The 26,554-nt window shown below is 70.8% G+C and carries 26 protein-coding genes and 2 pseudogenes; 12 read left to right on the top strand and 16 right to left on the bottom strand.

Going from position 1 to position 26,554, the window contains the following annotated elements; genetic code table 11:
- Positions 1 to 60: 60 nt before the first annotated feature.
- The gene (locus J7I97_RS07320) at positions 61 to 1,026 is read left to right on the top strand and encodes a serine/threonine protein kinase (protein ID WP_214931859.1); all 966 of its coding nucleotides are present in this window, start codon (positions 61 to 63) and stop codon (positions 1,024 to 1,026) included.
- A gap of 5 nt (positions 1,027 to 1,031) precedes the next feature.
- Positions 1,032 to 3,212 (top strand): protein kinase, encoded by a 2,181-nt coding sequence (locus J7I97_RS07315; RefSeq protein WP_214931857.1) that lies wholly within the window; start codon positions 1,032 to 1,034, stop codon positions 3,210 to 3,212.
- Positions 3,213 to 3,247: 35 nt separating this feature from the next.
- Here J7I97_RS07315 and J7I97_RS07310 read toward each other — a convergent pair whose 3' ends face one another.
- From J7I97_RS07310 to J7I97_RS07300, 3 genes are read right to left on the bottom strand one after another with little or no spacing between them, the layout of a single operon-like run.
- Complete coding sequence (locus J7I97_RS07310) at positions 3,248 to 3,919, bottom strand: 4'-phosphopantetheinyl transferase superfamily protein (protein ID WP_214931855.1); 672 nt, start codon at positions 3,917 to 3,919, stop codon at positions 3,248 to 3,250.
- On the bottom strand, positions 3,916 to 4,851 hold the full coding sequence (locus tag J7I97_RS07305; RefSeq protein ID WP_251058560.1) for a metallophosphoesterase: 936 nt from the start codon (positions 4,849 to 4,851) through the stop codon (positions 3,916 to 3,918). The genes J7I97_RS07310 and J7I97_RS07305 overlap by 4 nt, the downstream gene beginning before the upstream one ends.
- Positions 4,852 to 4,864: 13 nt before the next feature.
- The gene (locus J7I97_RS07300; RefSeq protein WP_214931853.1) at positions 4,865 to 5,287 is read right to left on the bottom strand and encodes a shikimate dehydrogenase; all 423 of its coding nucleotides are present in this window, start codon (positions 5,285 to 5,287) and stop codon (positions 4,865 to 4,867) included.
- A gap of 57 nt (positions 5,288 to 5,344) precedes the next feature.
- Between J7I97_RS07300 and J7I97_RS07295 the strand changes: the two genes are divergently transcribed.
- Complete coding sequence (locus J7I97_RS07295) at positions 5,345 to 5,983, top strand: FMN-dependent NADH-azoreductase (RefSeq protein WP_214931850.1); 639 nt, start codon at positions 5,345 to 5,347, stop codon at positions 5,981 to 5,983.
- Positions 5,984 to 6,121: 138 nt separating this feature from the next.
- On the opposite strand, the gene J7I97_RS07290 is transcribed toward J7I97_RS07295, so the two are convergent.
- Entirely contained in the window at positions 6,122 to 6,970 is an 849-nt protein-coding gene (locus tag J7I97_RS07290; protein WP_214931848.1) for a putative protein N(5)-glutamine methyltransferase, read from the bottom strand.
- Between the two features lie 854 nt (positions 6,971 to 7,824).
- Here J7I97_RS07290 and J7I97_RS38225 point away from each other — a divergent pair.
- On the top strand, positions 7,825 to 8,100 hold the full coding sequence (locus J7I97_RS38225; protein ID WP_308378343.1) for a helix-turn-helix transcriptional regulator: 276 nt from the start codon (positions 7,825 to 7,827) through the stop codon (positions 8,098 to 8,100).
- Here the strand turns inward: J7I97_RS38225 and J7I97_RS07280 are convergent.
- Together J7I97_RS07280 and J7I97_RS40175 are read right to left on the bottom strand one after the other, a co-directional pair.
- Entirely contained in the window at positions 8,072 to 10,669 is a 2,598-nt protein-coding gene (locus J7I97_RS07280; RefSeq protein ID WP_214931846.1) for a DUF262 domain-containing protein, read from the bottom strand. The two genes, J7I97_RS38225 and J7I97_RS07280, sit on opposite strands and share 29 nt — an antisense overlap.
- 98 nt (positions 10,670 to 10,767) lie before the next feature.
- Positions 10,768 to 10,885: pseudogene (locus J7I97_RS40175) on the bottom strand (NAD(P)-binding protein); the annotation flags it as partial.
- A 166-nt stretch (positions 10,886 to 11,051) separates the two neighbouring features.
- On the opposite strand from J7I97_RS40175, the gene J7I97_RS07275 reads away from it, so the two are divergent.
- A complete protein-coding gene (locus J7I97_RS07275; protein ID WP_214931844.1) occupies positions 11,052 to 11,426 on the top strand; it encodes a helix-turn-helix transcriptional regulator in 375 nt (124 codons plus the stop codon).
- A 5-nt stretch (positions 11,427 to 11,431) separates the two neighbouring features.
- A complete protein-coding gene (locus tag J7I97_RS07270) occupies positions 11,432 to 11,920 on the top strand; it encodes a GNAT family N-acetyltransferase (RefSeq protein WP_214931842.1) in 489 nt (162 codons plus the stop codon).
- Between the two features lie 203 nt (positions 11,921 to 12,123).
- On the opposite strand, the pseudogene J7I97_RS07265 reads toward J7I97_RS07270, so the two are convergent.
- From J7I97_RS07265 to J7I97_RS07255, 3 genes and pseudogenes are all read right to left on the bottom strand, one after another.
- Positions 12,124 to 12,294, bottom strand: a pseudogene (locus J7I97_RS07265) (FAD-dependent oxidoreductase); the annotation flags it as partial.
- On the bottom strand, positions 12,291 to 13,085 hold the full coding sequence (locus J7I97_RS07260; protein ID WP_214931840.1) for an MIP/aquaporin family protein: 795 nt from the start codon (positions 13,083 to 13,085) through the stop codon (positions 12,291 to 12,293). The pseudogene J7I97_RS07265 and the gene J7I97_RS07260, both read right to left, overlap by 4 nt.
- A gap of 38 nt (positions 13,086 to 13,123) precedes the next feature.
- Positions 13,124 to 13,438 (bottom strand): helix-turn-helix transcriptional regulator, encoded by a 315-nt coding sequence (locus tag J7I97_RS07255; protein ID WP_214931838.1) that lies wholly within the window; start codon positions 13,436 to 13,438, stop codon positions 13,124 to 13,126.
- 115 nt (positions 13,439 to 13,553) lie between these two features.
- Here J7I97_RS07255 and J7I97_RS07250 point away from each other — a divergent pair, with 115 nt between their 5' ends.
- The 4 genes from J7I97_RS07250 to nrtS all read left to right on the top strand — a co-directional run bounded on the left by J7I97_RS07250 (position 13,554) and on the right by nrtS (position 15,781).
- The gene (locus J7I97_RS07250; protein WP_214931836.1) at positions 13,554 to 13,973 is read left to right on the top strand and encodes an arsenate reductase ArsC; all 420 of its coding nucleotides are present in this window, start codon (positions 13,554 to 13,556) and stop codon (positions 13,971 to 13,973) included.
- Positions 13,974 to 14,048: 75 nt separating this feature from the next.
- Positions 14,049 to 14,561, top strand: coding sequence for an MFS transporter (locus J7I97_RS07245; RefSeq protein WP_251058559.1), 513 nt, complete (start codon positions 14,049 to 14,051; stop codon positions 14,559 to 14,561).
- Between the two features lie 300 nt (positions 14,562 to 14,861).
- Positions 14,862 to 15,485: a DUF1326 domain-containing protein gene (locus tag J7I97_RS07240; RefSeq protein WP_214931834.1), complete on the top strand. Its 624-nt coding sequence runs from the start codon at positions 14,862 to 14,864 to the stop codon at positions 15,483 to 15,485.
- 107 nt (positions 15,486 to 15,592) lie between these two features.
- Positions 15,593 to 15,781, top strand: coding sequence for a nitrate/nitrite transporter NrtS (nrtS, locus tag J7I97_RS07235; protein WP_214931832.1), 189 nt, complete (start codon positions 15,593 to 15,595; stop codon positions 15,779 to 15,781).
- A gap of 1 nt (position 15,782) precedes the next feature.
- Here the strand turns inward: nrtS and J7I97_RS07230 are convergent, their stop codons facing one another.
- From J7I97_RS07230 to J7I97_RS07220, 3 genes are all read right to left on the bottom strand, one after another.
- The gene (locus J7I97_RS07230) at positions 15,783 to 16,604 is read right to left on the bottom strand and encodes a DUF2182 domain-containing protein (protein WP_214931830.1); all 822 of its coding nucleotides are present in this window, start codon (positions 16,602 to 16,604) and stop codon (positions 15,783 to 15,785) included.
- A gap of 312 nt (positions 16,605 to 16,916) precedes the next feature.
- Positions 16,917 to 18,248, bottom strand: a complete 1,332-nt coding sequence (locus tag J7I97_RS07225; protein ID WP_214931829.1) for a class I SAM-dependent RNA methyltransferase — start codon at positions 18,246 to 18,248, stop codon at positions 16,917 to 16,919.
- Positions 18,249 to 18,357: 109 nt separating this feature from the next.
- Positions 18,358 to 20,406 (bottom strand): APC family permease, encoded by a 2,049-nt coding sequence (locus J7I97_RS07220; protein ID WP_214931827.1) that lies wholly within the window; start codon positions 20,404 to 20,406, stop codon positions 18,358 to 18,360.
- 137 nt (positions 20,407 to 20,543) lie between these two features.
- On the opposite strand from J7I97_RS07220, the gene J7I97_RS07215 reads away from it, so the two are divergent.
- Positions 20,544 to 21,212 (top strand): TrkA family potassium uptake protein, encoded by a 669-nt coding sequence (locus J7I97_RS07215; RefSeq protein ID WP_214931825.1) that lies wholly within the window; start codon positions 20,544 to 20,546, stop codon positions 21,210 to 21,212.
- The gene (locus J7I97_RS07210) at positions 21,209 to 21,871 is read left to right on the top strand and encodes a TrkA family potassium uptake protein (protein ID WP_214931823.1); all 663 of its coding nucleotides are present in this window, start codon (positions 21,209 to 21,211) and stop codon (positions 21,869 to 21,871) included. The genes J7I97_RS07215 and J7I97_RS07210 overlap by 4 nt, the downstream gene beginning before the upstream one ends.
- Before the next feature lie 184 nt (positions 21,872 to 22,055).
- On the opposite strand, the gene J7I97_RS07205 is transcribed toward J7I97_RS07210, so the two are convergent.
- From J7I97_RS07205 to J7I97_RS07190, 4 genes are all read right to left on the bottom strand, one after another.
- Positions 22,056 to 22,784 (bottom strand): DUF3159 domain-containing protein, encoded by a 729-nt coding sequence (locus tag J7I97_RS07205; RefSeq protein ID WP_214931821.1) that lies wholly within the window; start codon positions 22,782 to 22,784, stop codon positions 22,056 to 22,058.
- Positions 22,785 to 22,787: 3 nt separating this feature from the next.
- Positions 22,788 to 23,207, bottom strand: coding sequence for an OB-fold nucleic acid binding domain-containing protein (locus tag J7I97_RS07200; RefSeq protein WP_214931819.1), 420 nt, complete (start codon positions 23,205 to 23,207; stop codon positions 22,788 to 22,790).
- 24 nt (positions 23,208 to 23,231) lie between these two features.
- Complete coding sequence (locus tag J7I97_RS07195; protein WP_214931817.1) at positions 23,232 to 23,918, bottom strand: response regulator; 687 nt, start codon at positions 23,916 to 23,918, stop codon at positions 23,232 to 23,234.
- 61 nt (positions 23,919 to 23,979) lie between these two features.
- Complete coding sequence (locus J7I97_RS07190) at positions 23,980 to 26,535, bottom strand: ATP-binding protein (RefSeq protein WP_214931815.1); 2,556 nt, start codon at positions 26,533 to 26,535, stop codon at positions 23,980 to 23,982.
- Between the last annotated feature and the right edge of the window lie 19 nt (positions 26,536 to 26,554).

Here is a 26,554-nt window from a genome sequence, read left to right as displayed (position 1 = left end):
CTCAATTGCCCCCAAGGTCGTTAGGCTCGGGCCGAGCAACCGACCCGGGGGACCGCGCGCATGGAACGCCTTCGTCAGGACGACCCGCAGCACTTCGGGCCGTACGTGACCCTGGCCCGGCTCGACGCCGATTCCACCGTGGACTCCGTTCCCGAACGCCGCTACCTCGCCCGCACGGCCGGCGGGGAACGCACCGTCCTCGTCTGCGCGGCCCGGGCCGACGCCGATCCGGCCCGGTGGGCGGGCGACGCCGAGTCCACCTGGCGCCACCGGGTGCCGCGGTTCCTCTCCCTCACCGAGTCGGGCTCCACGCCCGAGGGGGTCCCCTGGTACGGGGCCCCGTACACGCCCCTGCTGCCGCTACCGGCGGTACTCGCGGCGTACGGCGGCCCGTTGCCCGAGGACGTCGTGCGCAGGCTCGGCGCCGGGCTCGCGGAGGGGCTGGCCGCCGCGCACTCGATGGGGCTGACGCACGCGGGGGTCTCACCGGCCGCCGTACTGCTCACCCCGGGCGGGCCGCTGCTGGGCGGCTTCGGCACGGTACGGGCCGGGGCTCCCGGGCTCGACCCGGGCTGCCTGGCCGTGGAGCTGGCGTCGGGCGGGCAGCCCCACCCGCTCGGGGACATCTTCGCGCTCGGCGCCGTACTGGCGTACGCGCTGACCGGTCACACCGTGCCGGAGCGCGATGAACTCCCGCCAGGACTCCGGCAGTTGATCGCCTCCTGTCTGGCGCGCGACCCGGCGGACCGGCCGCAGTCGGCGCAGGCGCTGCTGTGCGAGCTCGTACGCCCCGCGGCCGACGGCGCGCAGGACGCCCCCGCGGCCGACGGCGCGCAAGGAGCCCCCGCCGCCGCTTCCGAGTGGTACGTCCTTCCTCCGGTCCCGACCCTCTTCGACCACGCCAGTGCCCCGCCCCTGCCGGGCCGTGTCGTCGCCGCGCTCGCCGACCAGTCGGCCCAGCTGCTCGCCGTGGAACTCCCCGCCGTTTGGGAGCCGTTCCCGTCGGCCGCCCAGAAGGTGTACTGACCTCGATGCCTCCCTCCTCGTCGGCGCCGGGCTCCCCGCTCGCGCCGCTCACCCACGACGATCCGCCGCACATCGGCGACTACGAGCTGCTCGCACGGCTCGGCAGCGGCGGCATGGGCACGGTCTATCTGGCCCGGTCCGCGGGCGGGCGTACGGTCGCGCTCAAGACCGTGCACGCCCGGATCGCCGCCGACGCGTCCTTCCGTGCCCGTTTCCGGCTGGAGTCGGACGCGGCCCGGGTCATCGGCGACCGGTACGGTGTCCGCGTCTTCGCCTCCGACGCGCTGGCCGAGACGCCCTGGCTGGCCACCGAGTACGTGATGGGCCCGCAGCTCGACGAGGCGGTCCGCCTCGGCGGCCCCCTGCCCGAGCCGTGTGTCCGGTCCCTGGGCGCGGACCTTGCCCGGGCCCTCGGCCGGCTGCACCTCTCGGACGTGGTGCACCGCGACCTCAAACCGTCCAACATCGTGATCACCGCCGCGGGACCCAAGGTCATCGACTTCGGTATCGCACGCGCCCTCGGCGACGAGCGGCTGACCAGCGCCGGGGCCGCGGCGGGCACGCCCGCGTTCATGTCGCCCGAGCAGGCCGGCGGGCTCGAACACACCCCGGCCGGCGATGTGTTCGCGCTGGCGGGCGTCCTGGTCTTCGCGGCGTCCGGGCACGGCCCCTTCGGCGGCGGGCAGGCCGCGGACCTGCTCTACCGGGTGCGGTACGCGGAACCCGACCTGGGCGGCGTACCGGAAGGGCTGGTACCGCTGCTCGCCCGCTGTCTGGGCAAGGACCCGGCGCAGCGGCCCACGACGTCCGAACTGGCGCAGTGGCTGGCGCCCGGCGACGGCCCGTTCGCGGACGGGCTGCCGCAGCCCGTGCTCGACGACATGGCCCGGCGCAGCGCGACGGTGTGGCAGAAGCCGCCCGTCCGGCTTCCGGCGCCCGCCGCGGACGCGCCGGCGGAGCCCAGAGCCGCCGTGCGCGAGGGTATGTCGCGCCGCAGGCTGTTCACCCTGGCCGGCGCCGCGGTCGGCGGTACGGCGCTGGCCGCGGGCGGGCTGTGGGCCTGGTCGGCGGGCCGCGGCCGGGGCGGTGCGCCGGGCGCCGGAGCGCCTCCGCAGCAGCCGCCCGCACCGCTGTGGCAGTACAGCTGCGCGAGCCCCGGGCCGGACGGCGCGCCGCTGCGGGTGGGCGCCCTCCTCGTCGCGATCACGGGGCTGCAGACCTCCGCCGTCGACCCGGCGACGGGCATGGACCTCTGGGCGGGAGACGTCTCGCGGCCCTGGCGCCTCGCCGTCGGCGGCGACGCGGTGTACGGGCTCAGGAAGCAGGACGCGGGGGACAAGGCGCTCGCCGTGCTGGTGCTCGCGGAGCACAGCCGGGACAGGCCGCCCGTCGTGACGCTTCCCGCTTTCGACGGCGGCGAGGAGAACAACCAGCTTCTTTGCGTGGACGGCGACACGGTGTTCCTCTACGCCAAGTCCGCTTCGGGCGGGCAGTGGTTCTTGGTCGGCGCGAGCCTGAAGTCCGGCAAGGAGGTGTGGCGCCGCCCGGCGCCGGCACCCGTCAGCACCCACCGCGGTGTGGTCCGCAGGAAGACCGTGAAGGGCGGCGGGCTGCTGCTGTGCCGGCAGGCGGACGCGGGTGACGGCCTGGGCCTCTCCCTGCACGACGCCGGCACCGGCGCGGAGCGCTGGCAGACCGTGGTGCCCGTCCCGGGCGCGGTGCCCTACCAGCTGGCCACGGACGACGAGCGCCTCTACTTGGGTGCCGACACCTTGCAGGCGCTGCGGCTCTCCGACGGCGCTGTGGCGTGGTCCTTCGGCAAGGGCCGGGACCTGGGGAGCAAACCGTACGGCGTGCGCCGCTACGGGATTCCGGCCGTCCGGGACGGGGTCGTCTACGCCGTGGAGGGCGTCCGCGGCATCGTCGCCGTCGATGCCCGCAGCGGCGCGGAGCGTTGGTCGGAGCAGCCGGTGAAGGACACCATGCCCGTCGGCGACACCGCGCCGGCCGTGGGCGCCGGGTACGTCTACACCATGGACAAGATCGGCATGCGGGCCGTGGAGATCCGATCGCACCGGGCGGTATGGCGGTACCCGACGACCGCGGACACCCTGGCCGCCGACCCGGACGGCACGAAGCTCTACGGCCGCGAGAGGACCAAGATCTTCGCTCTCCCGATGCGGTGATCCGATCCCCGCCGCCCCGGCCGAACGCCGTCGCCCTACCGGGGCAGGCGCGCGGCCGGGACGGTGATCGCGGCGAGCGCGAGGCCGTCGCGGACCAGCCAGCGGCCGTCGAGGCGGTCCAGCCTGCCCCCTCCGGGCGGGGAGTACGGGGCGAGGATCCGGGCACTGAAGGTCCCCGTGCCGAGGTCGATGCCGATGTCGGCGTCCTCGAAGCCGAGGCTTTCCCCGGTGAAGGGGTACCAGGCCTTGAAGACCGCCTCCTTCATGCAGAACAGCAGCCGGTCCCAGCACACGCCCGGGTCAGCCGTCCGCAGGACCCGCAGATGGTCGCGCTCCGCGGGCAGGGCGGTGACGTCGATGACCCCGTCGGGCAGCGGCGCGTGGGGTTCGGCGTCGATGCCGAGCGTCGCGAAGTGCGTACGTCTGCCCACTACCGCGGCCCGGTAGCCGCGGGTGTGCGTGAGGCTGCCGACGACGGTTTCCGGCCAGCGGGGCGCGCCGCCCCGGCCCGGCAGTACGGGGACGGCGGGCAGGCCCATATCGGCGAGCGCCCGGCGGGCGCACATCCGGGCGGTGGCGAACTCGCGTTTCCTGGAGTCGACGGCGTTGCGGACGACCGCCGCCTCCTCGGGGAAGAGGGGGGCGTCGGCGAGGTCGTCGAATGCCTCGGACACGGCGACGCCGGGCGGGAGGATCTGCTCTATCACGGGGCGCTCGTCGCGGTGAGGACCCGGCGCGGCACGTTGCGGGGGTGGCCGGGACGGCGCCACTCCCTGGGGTAGCCGACCGACACCTCCTCGAAGCGCACACCGTCGTGCCAGGTGGTACGGGGGATGTGGAGGTGGCCGTAGACGACCACGCCGGTGTTGAAGCGGAGGTGCCAGTCGGCGGTGCGTTCCGTACCGCACCACTGGGCGAACTCCTGGTGCCGCAGGATCCTCGTGGGTTCCCGGACCAGGGGGTAGTGGTTGACCAGCACCAGCGGCACGTCGGGGTCGCAGGCGGCGAGGCGCTCCTCGGTGTAGGCCACGCGTGCCCGGCACCACTCCTCGCGGCTGGCGTAGGGGTCGGGGTGCAGGAAGAACTCGTCGGTGCACACCACGCCCGCCTCGTACGCCTGGGCGATGGACTCGTCCTTGGTGGCGGCCGTGGGGGTGCGGAAGGTGTAGTCGTACAGCGTGAACAGGGGCGCGACGCGCACCGGGCCGCCCGCGCCCTCCCACAGTGCGTAGGGGTCCTCGGGGGTGAGGACGTCGAGGCCGCGGCAGATGTCGACCAGGTGCTGGTACCGCTCGACACCGCGCAGCTGGACCGGGTCCGGCTTCGGGGTCCACAGCTCGTGGTTGCCCGGGCTCCAGATCACCTTGGCGAACCGGTCGCGCAGCGTCCGCAGGGCCCAGGCGATGTCCTCGACCAACTCCCCCACGTCACCGGCCACGATCAGCCAGTCGCCGTCCGACGCCGGACGGAGCCCTTCGACGATCTTTCTGTTCTCCGGGTGGGCGATATGGAGGTCGCTGATGGCGAACAGATCCGGCTCGCTCTGCCGGTTCGGCTGATCCAACTCGTTCACCCGCTCGTTCACCCGCTCATTCATCATGTCGTTCGTCCGCTCGTTCATCCGGTGCGTCCGGCTCATGACGGGCACGCTCTCATTCACGGTCGCGGTCCCCGCTCGAAGACTCGTCGAGCCGGAAAAAGGTCCGGTAGAGCCCGAGTTGGTGATCGAGCATATGGGCGCCGTGGAGGATCGGGTGGCTCAGCGCGCCAGCGGCCTTCAGCAGGGCGGTCTCTCTCGGCTTCATGATCACATCGGCCACCACACAGTGCGGGCGCAGGGCCTGCGGGGAGAACGGCAGGGGATCGTCCGCGCGCATGCCCAGCGGGGTCGCGTTGACCACGATGTCCGCGTCGTCGAGCACGGGCTGCGCCGCGCCGGTCGTGCAGCCGGGCCAGTGCCGCTCCAGCCGTGCGACCAGGGCCTCCAGCTTGTCCGAGTCCGGATCGCAGAGGGACAGCCGTGCCGCGCCCGCGGGGGGATGCAGTTCCCTCCCGCAGGGGTGGCAGCGCGTCATCACATGGGGTGATCATTGGGCTGTTCCCTTCCCTCTCCCCCTCACTGAAAAGCGAAGATGACCTACCTGCTTCACATCGACTCCTCATCGCTCCTCACCGGTTCGGTTTCCCGGGAGGTCGGCGCCACCTTCCAGACCGCGTGGCAGAAGGAGCACCCCGATGACACCGTGGTCTACCGCGACCTCGCCGCGGACCCGCTGCCGCACCTGACCTCCGACGCGATCACCGGGCGCTTCACCAGCCCCGCCGACCGCACCGAGGGCCAGGCGGCCGCGATCGCCCTCCAGGACACCCTCATCGAGGAGTTCCTCGGAGCGAGCGCCTACCTGTTCACCGTGCCGATGTACAACCACTCGATCCCCTCGGGCTTCAAGGCGTGGATCGACCAGGTCTTCGTCAACGGGCGGACCCTCTTCCCGGTCCCCGACCAGGTCCCCACCCGCGGCCGGCGCGCCGTGGTCGTCACGAGCCGCGGCGGCGGCTACGGCCCCGGCACCCCGCGCGAGGGCATGGACCACGTGATCCCTTACCTCCGCAGCGTGATGGCCGGCTCGCTGGGCCTGAACCTGGAGATCATCACCCCCGAGCTGACCATGGCCCACCGCAACCCGGCCATGGCCCCGCTGCGCCCCCAGGCCGAGGCGTCGCGCGCCCGCGCCCACGAGGAAGCGGAGCAGTTCGCCCGGCTGGCCTGAGCGGTACCGGCCGGCTCGGCTTGGCCGTATCGGCCGACTGGCATGAGCCATATCAGTCGGCTGGCATGAGCCATATCAGTCGGCTGGCATGAGCCGTATCAGCCGGCAGCGGACTTCATCGCTGCCGGCCGTACCGCTCTACGCGCCTGCCTCCACCCCTAGTGCCGTGGCGGCCCCTGCGGCCTCGGCCGCCTCGGCGTCGGAGCGGCTCGCCACGATCACGGTGGCGTCCAGCTCGTCATCGGTGACCACCCTGGCGAGCATCCCGGCGCCGGTGACCGCCGCGATGGCCTGGTCGGCCTGTCGCTCACTCGTCTCGAAGAGCAGGACGCCGCCCGGCGCCAGCCACTGCGAGGCCTCGGCTGTCACGCGCCGCAGCACCTCCAGGCCGTCCACGCCGCCGTCGAGGGCCACCCGCGCCTCGTACTCGCGGGCCTCGGCCGGAAGCAGCTCGATCTCCACCGTGGGCACGTACGGCACGTTGGACAGCAGCACGTCCACGCGGCCCTTCAGCCCGACGGGGAGGGGCTCGAAGAGGTCGCCTTCGTAGACCTCGCCCCCGGCCGGGACGACATTGCGCCGGGCACAGCGCACGGCGCCGGGGTCGACGTCCGCGGCGTGCAGCTCGACCTCGTCGAGGGCGGCGGCCAGCGCGACGCCCAGTGCGCCCGAGCCGCAGCACAGGTCGACGACGACCGCACGCGACGGGGCGAGCGCGGCGGCCTGCTGGACGAGGGCCTCGGTACGCCGACGGGGCACGAAGACCTCGGCGTCGAGCGCGATCCTCAGCCCGCAGAACTCGGCGTAGCCGACGACGTGTTCGAGCGGCAGACCGACAACGCGGCGCTCGACCATGTCCTCGAGCTCGGCGGGGCTGCCCGCCGCGGACATGATCATCTGCGCCTCCTCCTCGGCGAATACGCAACCCGCGGCGCGGAGCCGGGCGACGATGGCGGATTCGGACTGATCCAACGAAGGAACAGACATGAAAGCCTTTCAACAGAATGAGCAACGTGCGGCCCTCGGCCGGTCACCTGGACGGGTGAACAGAAGGACGGTCCACGAAAGACAACAACACTATCCGAGCGCAACCGGGGACGATTCGGGCGAACTTTTGCCATGCTCGGTCAAGATCACATCTCCTAGGCGTCCGAGGTGACGACGGCCAGGATCTGGTCCATGGCGACAGTGTGGCGCCGGGTGAGACGTCGAGCTCGGTGACGGTGCCGGCGCCTGCGCCGGCCGCGCCTTGGAGGGAAGCGGCGACGGGGTCGTGGCGCAGGACATGCCAGGAGTCCCCGTCACGGCCGAGCCAGATCCCCTCCGGGGAGGGGGCGTACGCGAAGCGGTGGGTGACGCCGTCGAGCTCGACGATGACGTGCTCGTCGGTGCGCTCCACGATCCGGCCGCGGGCCGGCGTCCCGGGGCTCTGCCGGCGTGACTCCGCCGGGTTGCCGGGTGCGGGCTGAGTACCGGGGGCGCCGCCCCCGGACCCCCGCGCCTCAATCGCCGGCCGGGCTTGATCTGGTCCGGCGCCGCTGTCAGCCGCGGGCTGAGTTCGGGGGCGCTGCACCGGGGCGTGGTGTTCCGGACCCTGTACCAGGACTGCGTGCGCAACGACGGCCCTACCGTGGACCACGCCAACTGGCTGCTGGAGCGGGGCGGCGAGGTCCGCACGGCACCGGTGGTCCCGCAGCGCATGGTCATCACGGACCGCAGCCGCGCCCTGGTCCCCCTGGATCCCTCGGACAGCCGCAAGGGCGCCCTGTACGTCACCGAACCCTGCATAGTGACCCCGCTGATCGACCTGTTCGAACAGGCCTGGGCCATCGCGGTCCCCCCTGGGCGCGACCCACACCCGAGACCCCGACACCGGCCTCAGCCCCGCCGAACGCGAACTCCTGCGCCTCCTGGGCTCCGGCCTGACCGACGAAGCCGCGAGCAACCGCCTCGGCGTCGCGGTCCGCACGGTCCGCCGCCAAATGGCCTCCGTCATGGAACGCCTGGGCGCCGCCAGCCGCTTCGAAGCCGGCCTCAAAGCCGAGCCGCCCAACGCAGCTGGCTCTGAACCCTCCCACCCCGAGACCCCTAGCCCCTCTCCCCCCACCGCTCCTTGAACCAGCCCAGCGTCTGGAGCAGGAGCTCCCGGCTCCGCTCGTCCTCCAGAGCCGAGAGCCGGAAATTGGGACGCAGCTCCAGCTTCCCCTGCGGCAAGGAGACATCCTTCAACTCATTGATCTGATCGAGCAGTTCGGCACGCAGCGAGCGCTCCGTAAAGGGCTCGCGCTTCGCGAGGTGCTGGAACACCACCTCGGCGACGCCGCCGCGGCCGCTGCCCGGGTAGAGGACAATCGGCCAGATGCCCTTACCCGGGTCGCCCGCACTCCCGAGCATCAGAAACGCACTGGTCATGACCTCGCCGGCACCGTGGCCGATCCATCCTCCGAGCCGCTCCCATCCGGCCATCAGATCGCGCACGGCCGCCACGGTCTCGGGGGTGTCGTCCGCCGCGAGTTGCCGGAAGAACCTCGCAGCTCGGGTCTCCACACCCTTCCGCCCGGTCTCCTCCCGTGCCACCTCCCCCATACCCGCGGCCTCCCGGGCCTCCTCCTCGTCTTCCCCCTCGGCGTCGACGATGAGCAGCGCGAGGTCGCCGCTGGTGAGGCGCTGGGCCGGATCAGCGGCCCCCGTGGCAGTGAAGCGGATCCCGTCGGCGCCCAGCCGGACACGTACGTCGCCGCCGTCCTGCCCGGCCCACTGGAACCCCTCAGCCACCTTTCCGTCGGCATTGAGCACCCGATACGCGTTGGCCACCCCGTCGGTCTTGGCGAGATGGTTACCCACGGCCTGCGCCCCGGAGCCCACATACGCGGCCAGGTCCCCGTACGAAGTCCAGGTGCCGTGCGGGAGCGCCGCGAGCACCTGATGGGCCAGCCCCCAGTCGCGGCTGCGCTCGGCGCGCCCCACACCGCTCAGCGGGGCCGGCCACAGCCGGATCGCCCGGTCGGCCAGGTCGTCGGCGCGGGCCAGGATCTCGGCGGAACCCCAGCGCTCGGTGGCGGCGATCCGCCGGTTCATCTCCAGGTGGCTGCCGTGCAGCAAGGCCTGCTTGCGTTCGAAGGGATGGTTCGACAGCTCCGCGTTCACGCCCGTCAATGTCAGGTTGCCGAGCGTGTGCTGCAAGCGGGCGTGCAGATCCTCCGGGCTCTCGCCCTCGGCCACGTCCTCCCCCAGCATCCGCATCCACTCGTCGCCGGGCGACTGCGGCATCACGTGTTCAATGGTCAGCTGCGCCGCGCCGAAGTCCACCGGCTCGGGATGCCCGTAGCTCTCCTCCAGCCGCTGGAGAACCAGCCTGCGCTGGTTCGGCCGGCCGTACTGGTAGAAGGGCGCGGACCGGATCTTCTCGCGCAGCTCCTCGTCGTCGGGCCACAGGCGGTTGTCGGCGGACAGGATCTGACGCAGCCCGTCGGCAACCGGAACGTCCCGCGGGAGCTGAGCGGGCACGGACTGGAAGATCCTGTTCAGGTTGTTCGTCGGAACCCTGCAGACCGTCCTGCGGACCAGGAAACTCTCGACGAACGACAGGGCGCGAGCGGTCTCGTGGTCGTCCAGCTCTCCTCGTGCCCGCCGGTCGAGCAGCAGCATCAGCGCCGGGTAGGTCACCACGGCCTGCCAGTCGTGCAGCCTGCTCAGGTGTCCGCGGATCGATGGAACGGCCTCCTCCGCCGGGTGGATCACCTTCCGGAAGTGTGCGCTGCGGCGGTGCAGCTCCTTGACGTAGGCCTCGATGTCCGCCTCGGTCCGCGCCGCGTCCATCTCTCCGCACTCGAACCGCTTCTGCTGGGCGGTGTACAGGTCCTGCCGGCGGACCCGGTCGTCCCCGTCGAGTACCAACTGCAGCCACATCAACTGTTCGAGCTCGTCATTGCTCAGGCTGGCCTGCAGAGGCAGCCAATACGTCTCGTATACGTGCTCACCGCGAGTCGGCAGCCGCATGAACAGGTAGTTGCGCAGCAGGTCTGCCTGGCTGAGCTTCAGTCCGGTGTTGTTGAGGGACTCGAAGATGCGATGCACGTTGTCACCGCGCTCGGCGATCACCACCACCAGCGTCAGCCGGGAGGTGATCGCCTGTTCGATGCGCAGTACATCCTGCGCGCTCACCTGCTCGTCCGCCTCGACCAGCTTCCGACGGAAGAACCGGTAGGCCGAAGCGACCCTGTCTCCCGCCGTCTGATCCGCATGGACACCGCGGATTCGGGCGGCGAACTGCGACCGGTCCGCCTGAGTCGGCAGCAGGCGGAAGTACTCATCACCGCGCTTCCGCTTGTTGATGAGGTATTCCTCGTCGATCCGCTCCGCCTCGTCCGGCCGCCGTTCAGCGATGTGGTCACGCATCGCCACCAGCGCGAGGGACAACGTGGTCAACCGCTGCTGGCCGTCGACAACGAGCCAGCGGGGGAACGTCACCTCGTTCTGGGGCGACGGGGCGAGCACGACCGAGCCGAGGAAGTGCGTACTCGCCGACGCACCGGAATCCAGCAGTTCGACCTGTTCGACGATGTCGTTCCACAGCTGCACCAGCTGTTTCTCGGACCAGGAGTACGTCCGCTGGTACAGCGGCACCTGAAACTGCTGGGTCCGCCCCTGCATCAAGTCGGCGAAGACGGTCTCTTTGGCCTGCACGACAACTCCCCCTCGAACCCCGGCCCTGAAGGACCCGGCATGCCTGACGACACTACGTCCCCCCGACGCCAACGACCCCCAGAACAGCCGTACGTGGAGTCGCGGGGCGCGGTGCGCGCGCTCAAACCGGCCTCCAGGACCAGGGGAGTGAGGCCTCGCTCGACGAGGTGGGCGGCGGCGGCCGCCAAGGCCGACGGGGCCGGCGCCGATGACCACGGTCGGCGGGGCGGCAGGGCGGCGGGGCGGCGGGGCGGCGGGGCGGTGTTGTCGCTCATCCGGGGCTCCATTGGCAGGCTTCCGTCGATCTCCTGGTTCGACGCTTGTCGATATTGCTGGCACCCGGAGCTTGCACCACAGCATCGACTGATGTCAATATCGACACATGTCGAAATCGAGTGTGGTGGAGCTTCCGGTCCTCAGTGAGCCGGTCGCGCCGTGCTGCCCGCCGTTGAACGAACGCCCGCTGAGCGCGGAGGAGGCCGAGCGGACGTCGAAGATGTTCAAGGCGCTCGGCGACCCGGTACGGCTGCGGCTGTTCTCACTGGTCGCCTCCCACACGGGCGGGGAAGCCTGCGTGTGCGACATCTCCGACGTCGGCGTCTCGCAGCCGACCGTCTCCCACCACCTGAAGAAGCTCAAGGACGCCGGCCTGCTGTCCTCCGAGCGGCGCGGCACCTGGGTCTACTACCGGGTCGAGCCTGCCGTCCTGGCGGGGATGGGTGCGCTGCTGAGCACCGCCGCCACGAAGGCGGCCTGACGGGCATGCGCATAACTACGCTGCTCCCGGAACACGCGGACGAGGTTCTGGCGATCTACCAGGCCGGGATCGACGATGGCAACGCCACCTTCGAGACCGCCGTGCCCACGTGGGATGCCTTCGACGCCGCCAAGCTGCCCGAGCACCGCTTCGCGGCCCTCGGCGAGGACGGCAAGGTGCTGGGCTGGGTCGCCGCCAGCGCGGTCTCGGACCGGTGCGCGTACGCCGGAGTCGTCGAGCATTCCGTCTATGTCCACCCCTCGGCACGAGGTCAGGGCGTCGCCCGAACCCTGTTGAACGCGTTGGTCTCATCCACCGAGGCGGCCGGTATCTGGACGATCCAGTCCGGCATCTTCCCCGAGAACACCGCCAGCCTCGCCTTGCACGAGCGGGCCGGCTTCCGCATCATCGGCACCCGCGAGCGCATCGGCCGCCACCACGGTGCGTGGCGCGACGTCGTCCTGCTGGAGCGGCGCAGCCCGAGCATCCACTGATCGGCTCGCCGAGGGGGAGGGCACCTGAGCCGCCTCCCCCCGTACGGCGGGAGGCGCATTCGCATCGTCTGCTGCGGGCGTGTTCAGTAGGCGCGCGGAGACATGACGTGCGGCGGGGCGTCGGCCGCCTCAAGGATGCAGCGGGGGACACCGGGGCCGGGTGTCGCGCGTACCGCGACCTGCGCGGCGACTGCGGTAGTTGAGGCGGCCGGGGAGAACAGACGCAGGGAGTCCCATGCGTGCTGCCAGGCGCCGCCCGGCTCGGCCTGGGCGTCGAGGATGACGAACTCGATGCCCAGGCGGCGCAGGTGGTAACCGGCGGCGAGGCCGGACTGGCCGCCGCCGATCACCACCACATCCGTGCTCCGCGTCATGCCGAGGGCTGTCCGTCGTTCGTCGTGCCGCGCATGAAGATGACCGCGACGAGGGCCAGGCCCATGACCGCGCCCAGCAGCTGCATCGCGACGAACGCCGGGACCGAAGCGGGGGCGATACCCGCGAAGGTGTCGGTAAAGGCACGGCCGATGGTCACGGCGGGGTTGGCGAAAGACGTGGAGGAGGTGAACCAGTACGCGGCGCCGATGTACGAGGCGACCGCGACCGGCGCGAACCGGAGCCGGTCGGTGCGGGCCAGGCCGAAGATCAGCAGGATCAGCCCGGCGGTCGCGACGACCTCGCCGAGGAGCAGGTTTCCGGCCGAGCGGTCGTGCGTGGACCACTTCACCAGCGGCTCCCCGAACATCGCGTCGGCCAGCACGGCACCCGCGATCGCGCCGACGATCTGCGACGGCACGTAGACGGCCAGCTCGCGGGCGGTGACGCCCGCCCCGCCGCGTCGGGCCGTCCAACACTCGGCGAGTGTGACCGCCGGGTTGAAGTGGGCGCCGGAGACCGGGCCCAGCAGCGCGATGAGGACGCCGAGGCCGAAGACGGTGGCGGTGGAGTTGGCGAGCAGTTGCAGCGCCACGTCGTCGGTCAGCTTGGTGGCCTGGATTCCGGAGCCGACCACGATCGCGACCAGGGCGGCGGTGCCGACGAGCTCCGCGGCGGCGCGGGCGATCAACGGAGTTCGGGGCGGGGTGGCACCGGGTGCGGGCTGGGGCGTGTCGGCGGCTATAGCGGACTCCGCTGCGGGGATGGTGCCGACAGGCTCGGTGGCGGTCAAGAAAAGCTCCTCGGGCAGGTGAGGCAAAGCGGGGAAGGCTATGGGCAGGACCGCTTGAGGTTCGCTTCGGCGGTGGCGCGCGCGGTCTGGGCGAGGTTGGCGAATTGACCGGCGAGCGCTTCGATGACTTCCGGGCGCAGCCGGTAGTAGATGAACCGTCCGCATGGCTCGGTGTCCACGACCCCGGCTTCGCGCAGGACCTTGAGGTGGTTGGAGAGGTTGGTCTGCTTCGCGCCGGTCTCCTCGACCAGGTGCGTGGTGCAGAGCGTCTCCTGGGCGAGCAGGGTCACGATCTTGAGCCTGAGCGGGTCGGCCAGAACCCGGATCAGATCAGTGTCGACTGACGTCATCATATGCTGATACTCTCACATCATCCAAGGCTGATACCAGTCTGGGCTGAGCCGACTCTCCGTGTATGCGACGTGTGTGCGAGGAGAGCGGGCAGCCCCTGCCGCAAAGGAAGAGCAGATGTCCGCCACCCCGCTCGCGTCCGTGTTGTTCGTCTGCATCCACAACGCAGGCCGTTCGCAGATGGCGGCCGGTTTTCTGCGCCACCTCGCGGGCGACCGTGTCGAGGTCCGCTCCGCCGGATCCGTACCCGGCGACCAGGTCAACCCCTCCGCCGTCGCCGCGATGGCCGAGTTGGGCATCGACATCTCCGACCAGAAGCCGAAGGTCCTCACCCCCGAGGCCGCGCAGGCGTCCGACTACATCATCACCATGGGCTGCGGCGACGCCTGCCCGTACTTTCCCGGCAAGACCTACCTCGACTGGCAGCTCGAGGACCCGGCCGGCCAGGGCGTCGACGCCGTCCGCCCCATCCGCGACGAGATCAAGACCCTGATCGAGGGCCTGATCGCCGAGATCGACGCGAAGCAGCAGGCGTAACCACGCCGACCAGGCCGCCCTCTGCGCCGCCCGCGCCCAGCTGAAGCCGCTGCTGCTCGCGGCGCGGCCTTGTGCATGTCGGCAGCATCTCCGCAGCTCAAACCGCATTTGTACGGACGCAAGCCCGTCCTCATCGGTGGCTGGCTCATCGCACTGCCCGTGCCCGCGATGCTCGCCTGGGGGCCCGCCTGGGGCTGGATCGTCGCCGCCAACATCCTGCTCGGCGCCTCCCAGGGACTGACCTGGTCCACCACCGTCATCATGAAGATCGACCTCGCCGGACCGGAACGACGCGGCCTCGCCATGGGCTTCAACGAGGCCGCCGGATACGTCGCCGTCGCCGCCGCCTCCCTGGCCACCGGCGCCATCGCAGCCCACGCCGGGCTTGCGCCCCGCGCCCTTCCTCCTCGGAGCGGCCTACGCGGCCCTCCCCGACAAGGCCCTCCCCGCCCGGCACCGCACTCGTCCACCCCACCCTGCTCGCCGTCATCGGCGACGTCGCCCACCCCGCATCGCGCGCCCGCGCCATCGGCGTCTACCGGCTCTGGCGCGACGGCGGCATTCGCCGTCGGCGCCCTCAACCAGTAGCCACCAGGGTTGCGCCGCGATGACGCTTCCGGCCTGCCCGGGAGCCGCCTGCGTGCCACGACCTGGTTCCCCGGGGCGCACCCCGTGCCGATGCGCTTTACAGGCACGGCGCAGCGTGCCTAGCGTGGAAGTCCAGTGCTCCCCGGCTCACTGGTGGAGCGGAGTATTCATGAGCCGCCCGTCCCCTTGCCCCGCCGGGCCGGCCTTGAAGGGCCGGCCGGGCAGGCGCGGGCTGTTTCGCGAGCGCTCCCCGCCGGTTGGCCCGGTTCCATCCGGGCCCACCAAGCAGAGGAGCAACTTATGACATACAGCATTTCCGGGCACTATGTAGTGAGCTGTTCATGCGCCGTGATCTGCGGATGCAGCGTCGACGCACAGCCCAGGGACGCGCGGGGCGGCACGGAGTGCCGTGGCACCGCGGTGTTCCACATCGCCGACGGGCGGCTGGACGACGTCGATCTCTCCGGGGTCGACTTCGCGTTCTACAACCACTTTCCGTCGAACCTGACGGCCGGCGACTGGAAGGTCGGCGTCGTGATCGACACCGGCGCCACTGACACGCAGGCCGACGCCGTTGGGCGGATCCTCTCCGGTCAGGAGGGCGGCCCGTTCGGCGAGCTCGCGCAGTTCATCGGTGAGTTCCTCGGTACCGAGCGCGGTCCGGTCTCGCTCTCCGACGGGGAGCACCCGGGCCTGACTGTCGAGGGGCACACTCAGCTGTCGTACGAGCCGCTGCGCGGTGCGGACGGCACGCCGACGACGGTGAAGAACGCCCTGTTCGGATTCGCCCCCGAGTACGGGATCGGGCGGACGACCGGCACCTCGGATGCATTCGGCCTGAGCTACGAGCCGGGTTATGGAGAGGAGGCCGACTTCGTCTTCGCCAGCGAACAGGAGGCTGGAGTGTCCAAGGGCCGGGTGTGAGTGGCTCACGGGCACCGCGGGGGAACCGTCGGGCCCCTCCGCGGACCGGCGATCTCCCGCCGCGGCTGCTGGAGACGGCGTTCTCCACGACGTCGCTGGGTCGGTGCGTGCCGATCGCCCTGGTGGTCGGCACGCTGCTCTCGCTGGTCAACCAAGGTTCAGTGCTCTTCGCGGGCGCGGCCACAGCTGTGACCTGGGTGCGGGTCCTGGTCAACTACCTGGTGCCGTTCTGCGTCTCAAGTGCGGGCTTCTACGGCTGCCGGCGCTCGATGTGGCGCGCGCAGCGACGGCGTTGAATCACATCGGTGCCATCGGCCCACCGGACGGCTGCAGACCCGGCAGCAGCCAGTCCTGGAAGGGCGCGAGCACCGCGAGTACCAGGAACGCCACTCCCATGACATGGGCGAGCTGAGGGCCTCGGTACCAGAGCTTCTCCAGGAAGATCAGCGCCGCGAGCCCGGCCATCGCCGCGATGTTCATGACGCCGAGCGGGATCAGGACCACCATCAGCGCCCAGCAGCAGCCCAGGCAGTACCCCCCGTGGTGCAGCCCGACCCTCAGGTCACGGGCCGGCGGCCGGTAGCCCGCGTAACGCATCAGTTGTGCCATCGGGCTCCGGCAGTGCCGTAGGCAGATGGTCTTCAGCGGGCCCAGTTGGTACAGCCCGGCCAGTGCGAAGGCGGCCGCGCCGATCCACTTCCCGGCCTGCGGATCACGGTCGACCACATCCCCGGTGAGTGCCAGCCCCCCGTACGCGAGCAGCCCGAAGGCCGTCCAGACGACCAGGTAGCCGGCGATGAACTCGGTGGTGCGCACCGCGCGGGCGGCTCCACTGGACTGCCTCGCGATGCCCTTCGCCCAGGTCACCGCTACGGGAGCCACCGACGGCAGCATCATCGCCGCCATCATGGCCACCCATAGGAGCAGGAACAGCGGCAGCGCCATCCCCATGGTGCCCGGCTCGATCCCCATGTCCAGGGCCTGGCCGACGGTGAGCACCCAGGCCAGTGCGGCGATCAGGACGATCAGCGACCAGGCGACGGCAAGGTCCCGGGCCGACAGCAGCACCCCCGGCCGCAGCGGATGGTCGTTGGTGATGGAGCGCTGGATGATACGCATATTGCTCTCCCCGCCGGACCCTTCCAGGACAGCACGGATCCCGGCACGGCAAAACCCAGGGCACGACCATGCCACCGGACGCGGCACCCACCTGCGCTGCCCCCCTCTCCTGCGGCACGCCCGGATGGGCGAAGCCCGGTGAGCAGCCCTGCCAGGATCAGCAGGCCGCATGCCACCTCGAAGAAGCCGTCAAGGGACGTGAAGAAGCCGGGGACGGGAATGCCGGCCGTACGGCCTGCGCGAGGAGATCCAGAACGCCGACCGGAACACTAGCGGCTCCCCAGTCCGTCACGCATAACGCAAAACCGCAGGTCAGGCGTCGTCGCGGATCGGCTCCAGGATCGCCACGCACTCGACATGATGCGTCATCGGGAACAGGTCGAAGACGCGGAGGGTGCGGACCTTGTAGCCGTTTTCCTTGAAGTAGCCCAGGTCGCGGGCCAGGGCCGCCGGGTCGCAGGCGACGTAGGCGATGCGGCGGGCGGAGAGGCCCGCGATGTGGCGGACCGTCTGCTTGCCGGCGCCGGCGCGCGGGGGGTCGAGGACGACCAGGTCGCACTCGGTGATCCCGGTCTTCGGCAGGACCTGCTCGACCTTGCCCTGCTCGATGCGGACGCGCGGCATGTCCTCCAGGTTGTGCCGGGCGTCCTCGACCGCGCGCTTCGTCGACTCGATGCCGAGCACCGCGCCCGTGTCGCCGAGTCGCTCGGCCAGCGCGCCCGCGAAGATGCCGACGCCGCAGTAGAGGTCGAGGGCCATCTCGCCCTTGCGCGGCATCAGGCCCTGCATCACGGCGCGGATCAGGGTGTCGGCAGCCTGCGGGTGGACCTGCCAGAAGCCGCCCATGCCCACGCGGTACGTACGGCCGTCCGCGCGCTCGCGCACGAAGGGGCGGCCGTGGACGCGGTGGACGCCGCCGTCCTTCTCCTCGACGCGCAGGACCGAGACCGGCTTGTCGAGCTCGACGAGCGGGAGGCGGCCGCCGGGGCGCGGGGTCAGGACGACCTGGCGGTCGTTCGAGCCGGAGGCGGCGATGGCCTCGACCGTGGCCATCTGGGGCCAGTCCTGCTTCTCGATGCCCAGCTCGCTGACGCCCGGCGCGGCGATCATGCAGTGGTCGATCAGCTCGATGTCGTGCGAGCGGTGCTTGCGCAGGCCGGCGTTGCCGTCCTCGTCGATGGCGAACTGGACCCGGGTACGCCACTGCGGGACCTGCCCGGCCGGCAGCTTGTCGCCCTCGGCCGGCATGACGGTTCCGTCCCAGCCGGCCTCCTCGGGGGTGAGCCCGGCGAGCCGCTTCAGCTGCTCGGCGACGACCTCGCCCTTGAGCCGGCGCTGGGCGCCCGGCTTGGCGTGCTGCCAGTCACAGCCGCCGCACTTGCTGGGGCCCGCGTACTTGCAGGGGGCCTCGACACGGTCCTTCGACGCCTCCAGCACGGTGATCGCGTCGGCGCGCAGGAAGCGGGAGTCCACATCGCCCTCGGTGACCTTCGCGATGACCTTCTCACCGGGGAGGGTGTGGCGGACGAACAGGACCCGGCCCTCGGCGGTCCGGGCGATGCAGTGGCCGCCGTGCGCGACGGGGCCGACCTCGACCTCGTACTCCTCCCCGACCAGTGACTGCTTCTCGTTCTGCTCGGTCATGGTGGGGAGGCTCCAAGGCTAAAAGGCTTCACAACGAAGAACGGCCGGACGACCGACCCACCAGTTTACGTGGATCTCGTCCGGCCGTTCGCCACCCGACAGCCAGGCGCTACTTCGCCTCGCGGTCCTTCGGGCGCGGGGCGTCCACCGGTCCGCGGCGCACCGCGCCCGGGGCGTTCCACTCCTGCCGCTTCCTCGCCCGCCGCTTCGCGAGCTCGGAGGACTCCAGCTGGTAGGGCACCGAGGTGACCATCACGCCGGGCGTGAAGAGCAGCCGCCCCTTGAGCCGCAGCGCGCTCTGGTTGTGCAGCAGGTGCTCGTACCAGCGCCCGACGACGTACTCCGGGATGTACACGCTGACGGCGTCGCGCGGGTTCTCACTGCGCAGCCCCTTCACGTACTCCACCACCGGCCGGGTGATCTCGCGGTACGGCGAGTCCAGGATCTTGAGCGGTACGTTGATCGCGCGCCGCTCCCACTCCTCCTTCAGCGCCTTCGTCTCGGCCACGTCGACGCTGATGCTGAGCGCCTCCAGGGTGTCCGACCGGGTCAGCTTGGCGAAGGCCAGGGCGCGCAGCGTCGGCTTGTGGACCTTGGAGACGAGAACGATCGAGTGGACCCGGGAGGGCCGCACGCTGTCGTCGCTCGGCCCCTCGGCTGCGGCGATCTCGATGGCGACCCGGTCGTAGTGCTTCCGGATCGCGGTCATCGTGCCGTAGAAGATCACCATGCCGAGCAGAGCGACCCATGCGCCGTGCGTGAACTTGGTGGCGAGGACGACGACCAGGACCAGCCCGGTGAAGATCGCGCCGAAGGTGTTGATCGCCCGGGACCGGTGCATCCGGCGGCGGGCCGCCGGGGCCTTCTCGGTCCGCAGGTGGCGGTTCCAGTGCCGGACCATGCCGATCTGGCTCAGCGTGAAGGAGACGAAGACTCCGACGATGTAGAGCTGGATCAGCTTGGTCGAGTCGGCGTCGTAGATCCACACCAGCAGGATGGCGGCGCCCGCCAGCAGCACGATGCCGTTGGAGAAGGCGAGCCGGTCGCCTCGGGTGTGCAGCTGGCGCGGCAGGTAGCGGTCCTGGGCGAGGATCGAGCCGAGCAGCGGGAAGCCGTTGTACGCGGTGTTCGCGGCCAGGAACAGGACGAGCGCGGTGGCCGTCGCGAGGACGACGAAGAGGATGCTGCCGTTGCCGAAGACGGCCTCGGCCACCTGGGAGATCACCGGGTGCTGGACGAAATCGGCGCCGACGGGGACGCCGTTCTCCAGCAGGTTGGTGGCGGGGGTCTCGGCCATCTTCACATCGGTGGCCATGGCCAGGCCGATGATGCCGCAGAACATGGTGACCGCGAGGCCCCCCATGAGGGCGAGCGTGGTCGCGGCGTTCTTGCTCTTGGGCTTGCGGAACGCGGGGACGCCGTTGCTGATGGCCTCGACGCCGGTCAGGGCGGCGCATCCGGAGGAGAAGGCCCGCAGCAGCAGGAACACCAGCGCGAAGCCGGCCAGCCCCTGGTGCTCGGCCTTGATTTCCATGTCGGCCGTCGGGGCTTTCATGGTGTCGCCGACGACGAGGCCGCGCCAGGCACCCCAGGCGATCATCACAAATACGGCACCGACGAACACATAGGTCGGGATGGCGAAGAGCTTCCCGGATTCCTTCACGCCGCGCAGATTCATCAGCGTGAGCAACAGAATCATGATCACCGCCGAGAGCACCTTGTGCTCAATGACGAAATCCACCGCGGAGCCGAGATTTTCGACACCGGAGGAGATCGAGACGGCGACGGTCAGCACGTAGTCGACGAGCAGGGCGCTCGCGACGGTGAGGCCGGCCTTGGGTCCGAGGTTGGTGTTGGCGACCTCGTAGTCGCCGCCGCCGCTCGGGTAGGCGTGGACGTTCTGGCGGTAGGAGGCCACCACGGTGAACATCAGCACGACGACCGCTGCGGCGATCCACGGGCTGAAGTGGTACGCCGACACGCCCGCGATCGACAGCACCAGCAGCACCTCGCCCGGGGCATATGCCACCGAGGAGAGCGGGTCGGACGCGAAGACAGGTAGGGCGATCCGTTTAGGGAGGAGCGTTTCTCCGAGGCGGTCGCTGCGCAGCGCCCGGCCGATCAGGATCCGTTTGGGCACGTCGGTCAGTTTGGACACGCAGAGGATCGTACCCGGCGTCAAGAAGTCATATTGGTGACCGCCCGTGTGTAGCTTGGGCCACGGTCTGAGACCCTGTTAAGCCTGAGCGTGAATGAGGCTGGACAGAACAGCCGCTGACAGCCGGAAGGACGGCCGTGCACATCGTCATCATGGGCTGCGGAAGAGTGGGTTCCGCACTCGCCCAGACCCTGGAACAGCAGGGGCATACGGTCGCAGTCGTCGACCAGGACCCCACCTCATTCCGTCGGCTGGGGGCATCCTTCGGCGGTCGCCGCGTCACCGGCGTCGGCTTCGACCAGGACACTCTGCGCGAGGCCGGGATCGAGGAGGCGGGAGCCTTCGCCGCGGTCAGCAGCGGTGACAATTCCAACATCATCGCCGCCCGCGTGGCCCGCGAGATGTTCGGCATCGAGAACGTCGCCGCCCGCATCTACGACCCCAAGCGCGCCGAGGTCTACCAACGCCTGGGCATCCCCACGGTCGCCACCGTCCGGTGGACCGCCGACCAGATGCTGCGCCGGCTCCTGCCCTCGGGCGCGGAGCCGCTGTGGCGCGACCCGAGCGGTGGCGTGCAGCTCGCCGAGGTGCACGCCTCCCCCGCCTGGATCGGGCACAAGGTCAGCAAGCTGCAGGACGAGACCGGCGTCCGCGTCGCCTTCCTCACCCGGCTGGGCGAGGCGACGCTGCCGACGTCCCAGACCGTGCTCCAGGAGGGCGACCTCGTCCACGTGATGATGCGTACGGACGAGATCGCCAAGGTCGAAGAGGCATTCGCCCAGGGGCCCGAGGAGGCACACGCATGAGGGTCGCGATCGCCGGAGCCGGCGCGGTTGGCCGCTCCATCGCGGGCGAGCTGCTGGAGAACGGCCATGAGGTGCTCCTGATCGACAAGGCGCCGACCGCCATCTCGGTGGAGCGGGTGCCGCAGGCCGAGTGGCTGCTGGCCGACGCCTGTGAGATCACCTCACTGGACGAGGCCGCGCTCCAGCGCTGCAACGTGGTCATCGCCGCGACGGGCGACGACAAGGTCAACCTGGTCGTCTCTCTCCTGGCCAAGACCGAGTACGGGGTCCCCCGGGTCGTGGCGCGGGTCAACAACCCGAAGAACGAGTGGCTCTTCAACGAGTCCTGGGGCGTCGACGTCGCGGTCTCCACACCGCGCCTGATGTCGGCCCTGGTCGAGGAGGCCGTCAGCGTCGGCGACCTGGTGCGGCTGCTCCGCTTCAGCCACGGCGACGCCAACCTGGTCGAGCTGACCCTGCCGGCCGACTCCTCGGTCGCCGGGACCCAGATCAGCGAGATCAGCTGGCCCGAGGACACCTCGCTGGTCACGATCATCCGGGGCAACCGGGTGCTCACCCCGCACGGCGAGGAGACCCTGGAGCCGGGCGACGAACTCCTCTTCGTGGCCGCCCAGGCCCGTGAGGAGCAGCTGGAGGACCTCCTCCAGGCCCGCGGCTAGCCCTGCGGGCACGCTGAACGGCATATGCGAAGGGGCGGCTGACCTGGTGGTCAGCCGCCCCTTCGTATCCCGCCGGGCAAACCCGGCCCCCGCCAAACCCAGCCCCGCCGGCGTTTGAGGCGCGGGGGCCCGGGGGCAGCGCCCCCGGCAACGGCGCCGGGCCCACTCCCCACGGCGGGGCCGGTCAGGCTCCCCGCTCCCGAGCGGCAGCGGCCTTGGCGGCGTCGGCGGCAGCCTCCTTGGCCTCCCACTCCGCGATCACATCGATCGGTGGCGGCGCCTTCGCCAGGAAGACCCAGGTGAAGTACACCGCCAGCACCATCGGCGGAAGCTTCAGCGCGATCAGCACCCAGCCCAGCTGCGTCGCGTCGCCCCACCAGTACAGCGGGAAGAGGATCGCGTACTTGGCGAGGAAGATGATGCCCCAGGCCAGACTGGCCTTGGTGTACGCCTTCTTGCGCCCCGGGTTGCGCGTGCGCCAGGACAGGTTCTCCTTGAACACCGGCCCCAGCACCACACCCAGCAGCGGGAAGCCCACGAGCGCGGAGAGCGTGAAGGCAACCCCCAGCCCGGCGCCGTAGATCATGCCGGGCAGGTAGAAGCCCTTGGCGGTGCCGGTGAAGAGCGCGAACGCCACACCCACGCCCACGCCGAAGACGCCGCTGAAGGCGTGCTTCACCGTGTCCTTGCGCAGCAGCCGCACGATCACCAGCAGGACCGCGACCGCGCCCGCCGCGATGGCGGACATCTTCACGTCCTTGTTGACCGTGTAGATCATGACGAAGAGCAGCCCGGGGAGCATCGTCTCCACAGTGCCGCGGATGCCGCCGAAGGCGTCGAAGAGAGCCGCCTGGGTCACGGCCTTCTGATCCGCCGAGGGATCCGGGGTGGTCGGTTTGTCGAGTGACGTCACCGGTTACTGCTCCTGTCCGAGCGGTCGGAGTTCGTACTTCGGGTTGAAGAGGACCCGGCGCCCATGGCTCGACGAGATGCGCCCCGAGGCGATCATGCGCCGCCCGGGTTCGATTCCCACTATCGAGCGACGGCCGAGCCACACCACGTCCAGCGCGGCCGAGCCGTCGAACAGCTCCGCCTCCAGAGCGGGTACGCCCGCACGCGGCCGCAGGGTGACCGTACGCAGGGTTCCGGTCACCTTGACTATCTGGCGGTCGTGGCAGTCGCAGATCCGCGTACACCCTGCGGCTTCTGCGTCCTCCTGCAGTTCCGCCGAATGCAGCTCCTCCTGGGAGGTCGACAGCCGCTCTATCATCCGGCGGAACCGGCCCGCCGGCCTGAGCGGCTTGGCGGGCTTGTCGGGACGCGGTTCAGCACTCATACAGGAAGCGTACCGGCGCCCCCACTACCTCTCGAAGCGGTACCCCATGCCCGGTTCGGTGATGAAGTGCCTCGGGTGCGACGGGTCTGCCTCCAGCTTGCGGCGCAGCTGGGCCATGTAGACCCGCAGGTAGTTCGTCTCGGTGCCGTACGAGGGTCCCCAGACTTCCTGGAGGAGCTGCTTCTGGCTCACGAGCTTGCCGCCGTTGCGGACCAGCACCTCCAGCAGGTGCCACTCGGTGGGCGTGAGGCGTACGTCGCGCCCGTCGCGCACGGCCTTCTTCGCGGCCAGGTCGACCGTGAAGTCCTCGGTCTCCACGATCACCTCGTCATCGCCGGCGCCGGCCGACGGCTCGGCCCGGCGGACGGCGGCGCGCAGCCGGGCCAGCAGCTCGTCCATGCCGAAGGGCTTGGTGACGTAGTCGTCGGCGCCCGCGTCGAGGGCCTCGACCTTCTCGTCGGAGCTGTGCCGCGCGGAGAGCACGAGGATCGGGACCCGCGTCCATCCCCGCAGGCCCTTGATCACCTCGACGCCGTCCATGTCCGGCAGGCCCAGGTCGAGGACGATCACGTCGGGGTGGCGGGCGGCCGCCAGCTCCAGCGCGCCGGCCCCGTCGGCGGCCGCGTCGACCTCGTACTTGCGTGCCTTCAGATTGATCACGAGAGCTCGGACGATCTGCGGCTCGTCGTCCACCACGAGCACCCGGGTCATTGAGGGCCTGCCTTCTGTCGCATCTGGTGTGTCTGGTGTGTCTGGTGTGTCTGGTGTGGGTCTAGTGAAGATCCACAAGGCCGGTACCGCTGGTAGCAGCCGAAGGCGCACGTTCGCGTGTCACCGCCCGCAGGGTGAGCACCATGGTCAGGCCGCCACCCGGCGTGTCCTCGGCGTGCAGCGTGCCGTCCATGGACTCCGCGAATCCGCGGGCCACCGCCAGCCCCAGGCCCACTCCGGCCCCGCGCGGCGAGTCCCCGTGCCGCTGGAACGGGGCGAAGATCCGGTCCTTGGCCTCGTCGGGCACGCCCGGCCCCCGGTCGACGACCCGGACCTCGACCCGGTCGCCGAGGAAGCTGGCCGCCACCACCACCGGCTCGCGCGCCGGGCTGTACTTGACGGCGTTCTCCACCACGTTGGCCACGGTCCGCTCCAGCAGCCCCGGGTCCACCGCCACCATCGGCAGCGTCTCGGGGATGTCCAGCACCACGCTGTCCTCCGGTACACCGCCCAGCGCCATCGGGACCACCTCGTCGAGGTCGATCTCCCGGATCAGCGGGGTGACGGTGCCGGTCTGGAGCCGGGACATGTCCAGCAGTTTGCCCACCAGGTGGTCGAGACGGTCGGCGCCGTTCTCGATGCCTTCGAGGAGCTCGGCCCGGTCCTCCTCGGACCATTCCACGTCATCGGAGCGCAGGGACGTCACCGAGGCCTTGATGGAGGCCAGCGGCGTACGCAGATCATGGCTGACGGCGGCCAGCAGCGCGGTCCGGATCCGGTTGCCCTCCGCCAGCCCGCGGGCCTCCTCGGCCTCGCCGACCAGCCGCTGGCGGTCCAGCGCCACGGCGGCCTGGGCGGCGAAGGCGCCGAGCACCCGCCGGTCCTCGGCGGGCAGCACCCGCCCGGACAGGGCCAGCGCCATGTGGTCCCCGACGGGCATGTCCACATCGGCGTCCTCGGGGCGGGTGACCGGGCTCGGGCCGGCGCTGCCGGCCGGCCTCCACGGCTCCACCTCGCTCGTACGCTCCAGCAGCGCGACCGACTCCATCGCGAAGGTCTCACGTACCCGCTCCAGCAGCGCGTCCAGCGCGGTCTCCCCGCGCAGCACGCTGCCTGCCAGGAAGGAGAGGATCTCGGACTCGGCGCGCAGCCGGGCGGCCTGGTGGGTGCGCCGGGCGGCCAGGTCCACCACCGAGGCCACGGAGACGGCCACCCCGACGAATACCGCGATGGCCACGATGTTCCGGGGATCGGCGATCGTGAACCTGTGCAGCGGCGGGGTGAAGTAGTAGTTCAGCAGCAGGGAGCCGAAGGCGGCGGAGGCCAGGGCCGGCACCAGCCCGCCCAGCAGCGCGGCGGCCACCGTCAGCGCCAGGAACAGCAGCATGTCGTTGGCCAGGCCGAGGTCGGCGTTCACATGCGTGAGCAGCACGGCCAGCAGGACGGGGAAGACCACCCCGGCCACCCAGCCGGCGACGATCCGGGTCCGCCCGAGCCGGGCCGCCGAGTGGGCCACGGGCAGGCCGCGGCCCTTGGCGGCCTCCTCGTGCGTGACGATGTGGACGTCGAGGTCGGGCCCCGAGTCGCGGGCCACGGTGGCCCCCACGCCGGGGCCGAAAACGTACTGCCAGGCCTTGCGCCGGCTGGAGCCGAGCACGATCTGCGTGGCGTTGACCCCGCGGGCGAATTCGAGCAGGGCGTCCGGGACGTTGTCGCCGATGACATGGTGGAACGTTCCGCCAAGATCCTCGACCAGGGTCCGCTGGACCGCGAGCTCCTTGGGCGAGGCCGCCGTCAGCCCGTCGCTGCGGGCGATGTAGACGGCCAGGATCTCGCTGCCGGACCCCTTGGCCGCCATCCGGGCGGCGCGGCGGATGAGCGTACGCCCCTCCGGCCCGCCGGTGAGCCCGACGACGATGCGCTCGCGGGCCTGCCAGGTGGAGCGGATGTTGTGCTCGCCCCGGTACTGCTGGAGGTACTCGTCGGCCCGGTCGGCCACCCACAGCAGCGCGAGCTCGCGCAGGGCCGTCAGGTTGCCGGGGCGGAAGTAGTTGGACAGGGCCGCGTCGACCTTGTCGGACTTGTAGATGTTCCCGTGCGCCATCCGCCGGCGCAGCGCCTGCGGCGACATGTCCACGAGTTCGATCTGGTCGGCCCGCCGGACCACCTCGTCGGGCACCGTCTCCCGCTGCCGCACACCGGTGATCGACTCGACCACGTCCCCGAGGGACTCCAGGTGCTGGATGTTCACGGTGGACACGACGTCGACGCCGGCCCGCAGCAGCTCCTCCACGTCCTGCCAGCGCTTGGCGTTGCGCGAGCCCGGCACGTTGGTGTGCGCCAGCTCGTCCACCAGGGCTATCGCGGGCTTGCGGGCCAGTACCGCGTCCACGTCCATCTCGGTGAACGCGGCGCCCCGATGCGTGAGCTCCGTGCGCGGCACCTGCTCCAGGCCGTGGAGCACGACCTCGGTGCGCGGCCGCCCGTGGTGCTCGACGAAGCCCACGACGCAGTCGGCGCCCCGCTCCACCCGGCGGTGGCCCTCGGAGAGCATCGCGTACGTTTTGCCCACGCCGGGCGCCGCGCCGAGGTAGATCCGTAGCTTGCCGCGTCCCATGTGCTCATTCTCGGGGACG

The organism is Streptomyces sp. ISL-87, assembly GCF_018614095.1.
Taxonomy (GTDB): Bacteria; Actinomycetota; Actinomycetes; order Streptomycetales; family Streptomycetaceae; genus Streptomyces.
This window is presented reverse-complemented; position numbering and strand designations above follow the sequence as displayed.

Excerpts from the sequence above, each read along its gene's own strand:
- J7I97_RS07270 (WP_214931842.1), top strand. The coding sequence starts at position 11,432 with ATGCGCATAACTACGCTGCTCCCGGAACACGCGGACGAGGTTCTGGCG.
- J7I97_RS07240 (WP_214931834.1), top strand. The coding sequence starts at position 14,862 with ATGACATACAGCATTTCCGGGCACTATGTAGTGAGCTGTTCATGCGCC.
- J7I97_RS07305 (WP_251058560.1), bottom strand. The coding sequence starts at position 4,851 with ATGAGCCGGACGCACCGGATGAACGAGCGGACGAACGACATGATGAAT.
- J7I97_RS07255 (WP_214931838.1), bottom strand. The coding sequence starts at position 13,438 with ATGATGACGTCAGTCGACACTGATCTGATCCGGGTTCTGGCCGACCCG.
- J7I97_RS07250 (WP_214931836.1), top strand. The coding sequence starts at position 13,554 with ATGTCCGCCACCCCGCTCGCGTCCGTGTTGTTCGTCTGCATCCACAAC.
- J7I97_RS07245 (WP_251058559.1), top strand. The coding sequence starts at position 14,049 with ATGTCGGCAGCATCTCCGCAGCTCAAACCGCATTTGTACGGACGCAAG.
- J7I97_RS07300 (WP_214931853.1), bottom strand. The coding sequence starts at position 5,287 with ATGACGCGCTGCCACCCCTGCGGGAGGGAACTGCATCCCCCCGCGGGC.
- J7I97_RS07290 (WP_214931848.1), bottom strand. The coding sequence starts at position 6,970 with ATGTCTGTTCCTTCGTTGGATCAGTCCGAATCCGCCATCGTCGCCCGG.
- J7I97_RS07225 (WP_214931829.1), bottom strand. The coding sequence starts at position 18,248 with ATGACCGAGCAGAACGAGAAGCAGTCACTGGTCGGGGAGGAGTACGAG.
- J7I97_RS07190 (WP_214931815.1), bottom strand. The coding sequence starts at position 26,535 with ATGGGACGCGGCAAGCTACGGATCTACCTCGGCGCGGCGCCCGGCGTG.
- J7I97_RS07230 (WP_214931830.1), bottom strand. The coding sequence starts at position 16,604 with ATGCGTATCATCCAGCGCTCCATCACCAACGACCATCCGCTGCGGCCG.
- J7I97_RS07210 (WP_214931823.1), top strand. The coding sequence starts at position 21,209 with ATGAGGGTCGCGATCGCCGGAGCCGGCGCGGTTGGCCGCTCCATCGCG.
- J7I97_RS07295 (WP_214931850.1), top strand. The coding sequence starts at position 5,345 with ATGACCTACCTGCTTCACATCGACTCCTCATCGCTCCTCACCGGTTCG.
- J7I97_RS07200 (WP_214931819.1), bottom strand. The coding sequence starts at position 23,207 with ATGAGTGCTGAACCGCGTCCCGACAAGCCCGCCAAGCCGCTCAGGCCG.
- J7I97_RS07320 (WP_214931859.1), top strand. The coding sequence starts at position 61 with ATGGAACGCCTTCGTCAGGACGACCCGCAGCACTTCGGGCCGTACGTG.
- J7I97_RS07195 (WP_214931817.1), bottom strand. The coding sequence starts at position 23,918 with ATGACCCGGGTGCTCGTGGTGGACGACGAGCCGCAGATCGTCCGAGCT.
- J7I97_RS07275 (WP_214931844.1), top strand. The coding sequence starts at position 11,052 with ATGTCGAAATCGAGTGTGGTGGAGCTTCCGGTCCTCAGTGAGCCGGTC.
- J7I97_RS07315 (WP_214931857.1), top strand. The coding sequence starts at position 1,032 with ATGCCTCCCTCCTCGTCGGCGCCGGGCTCCCCGCTCGCGCCGCTCACC.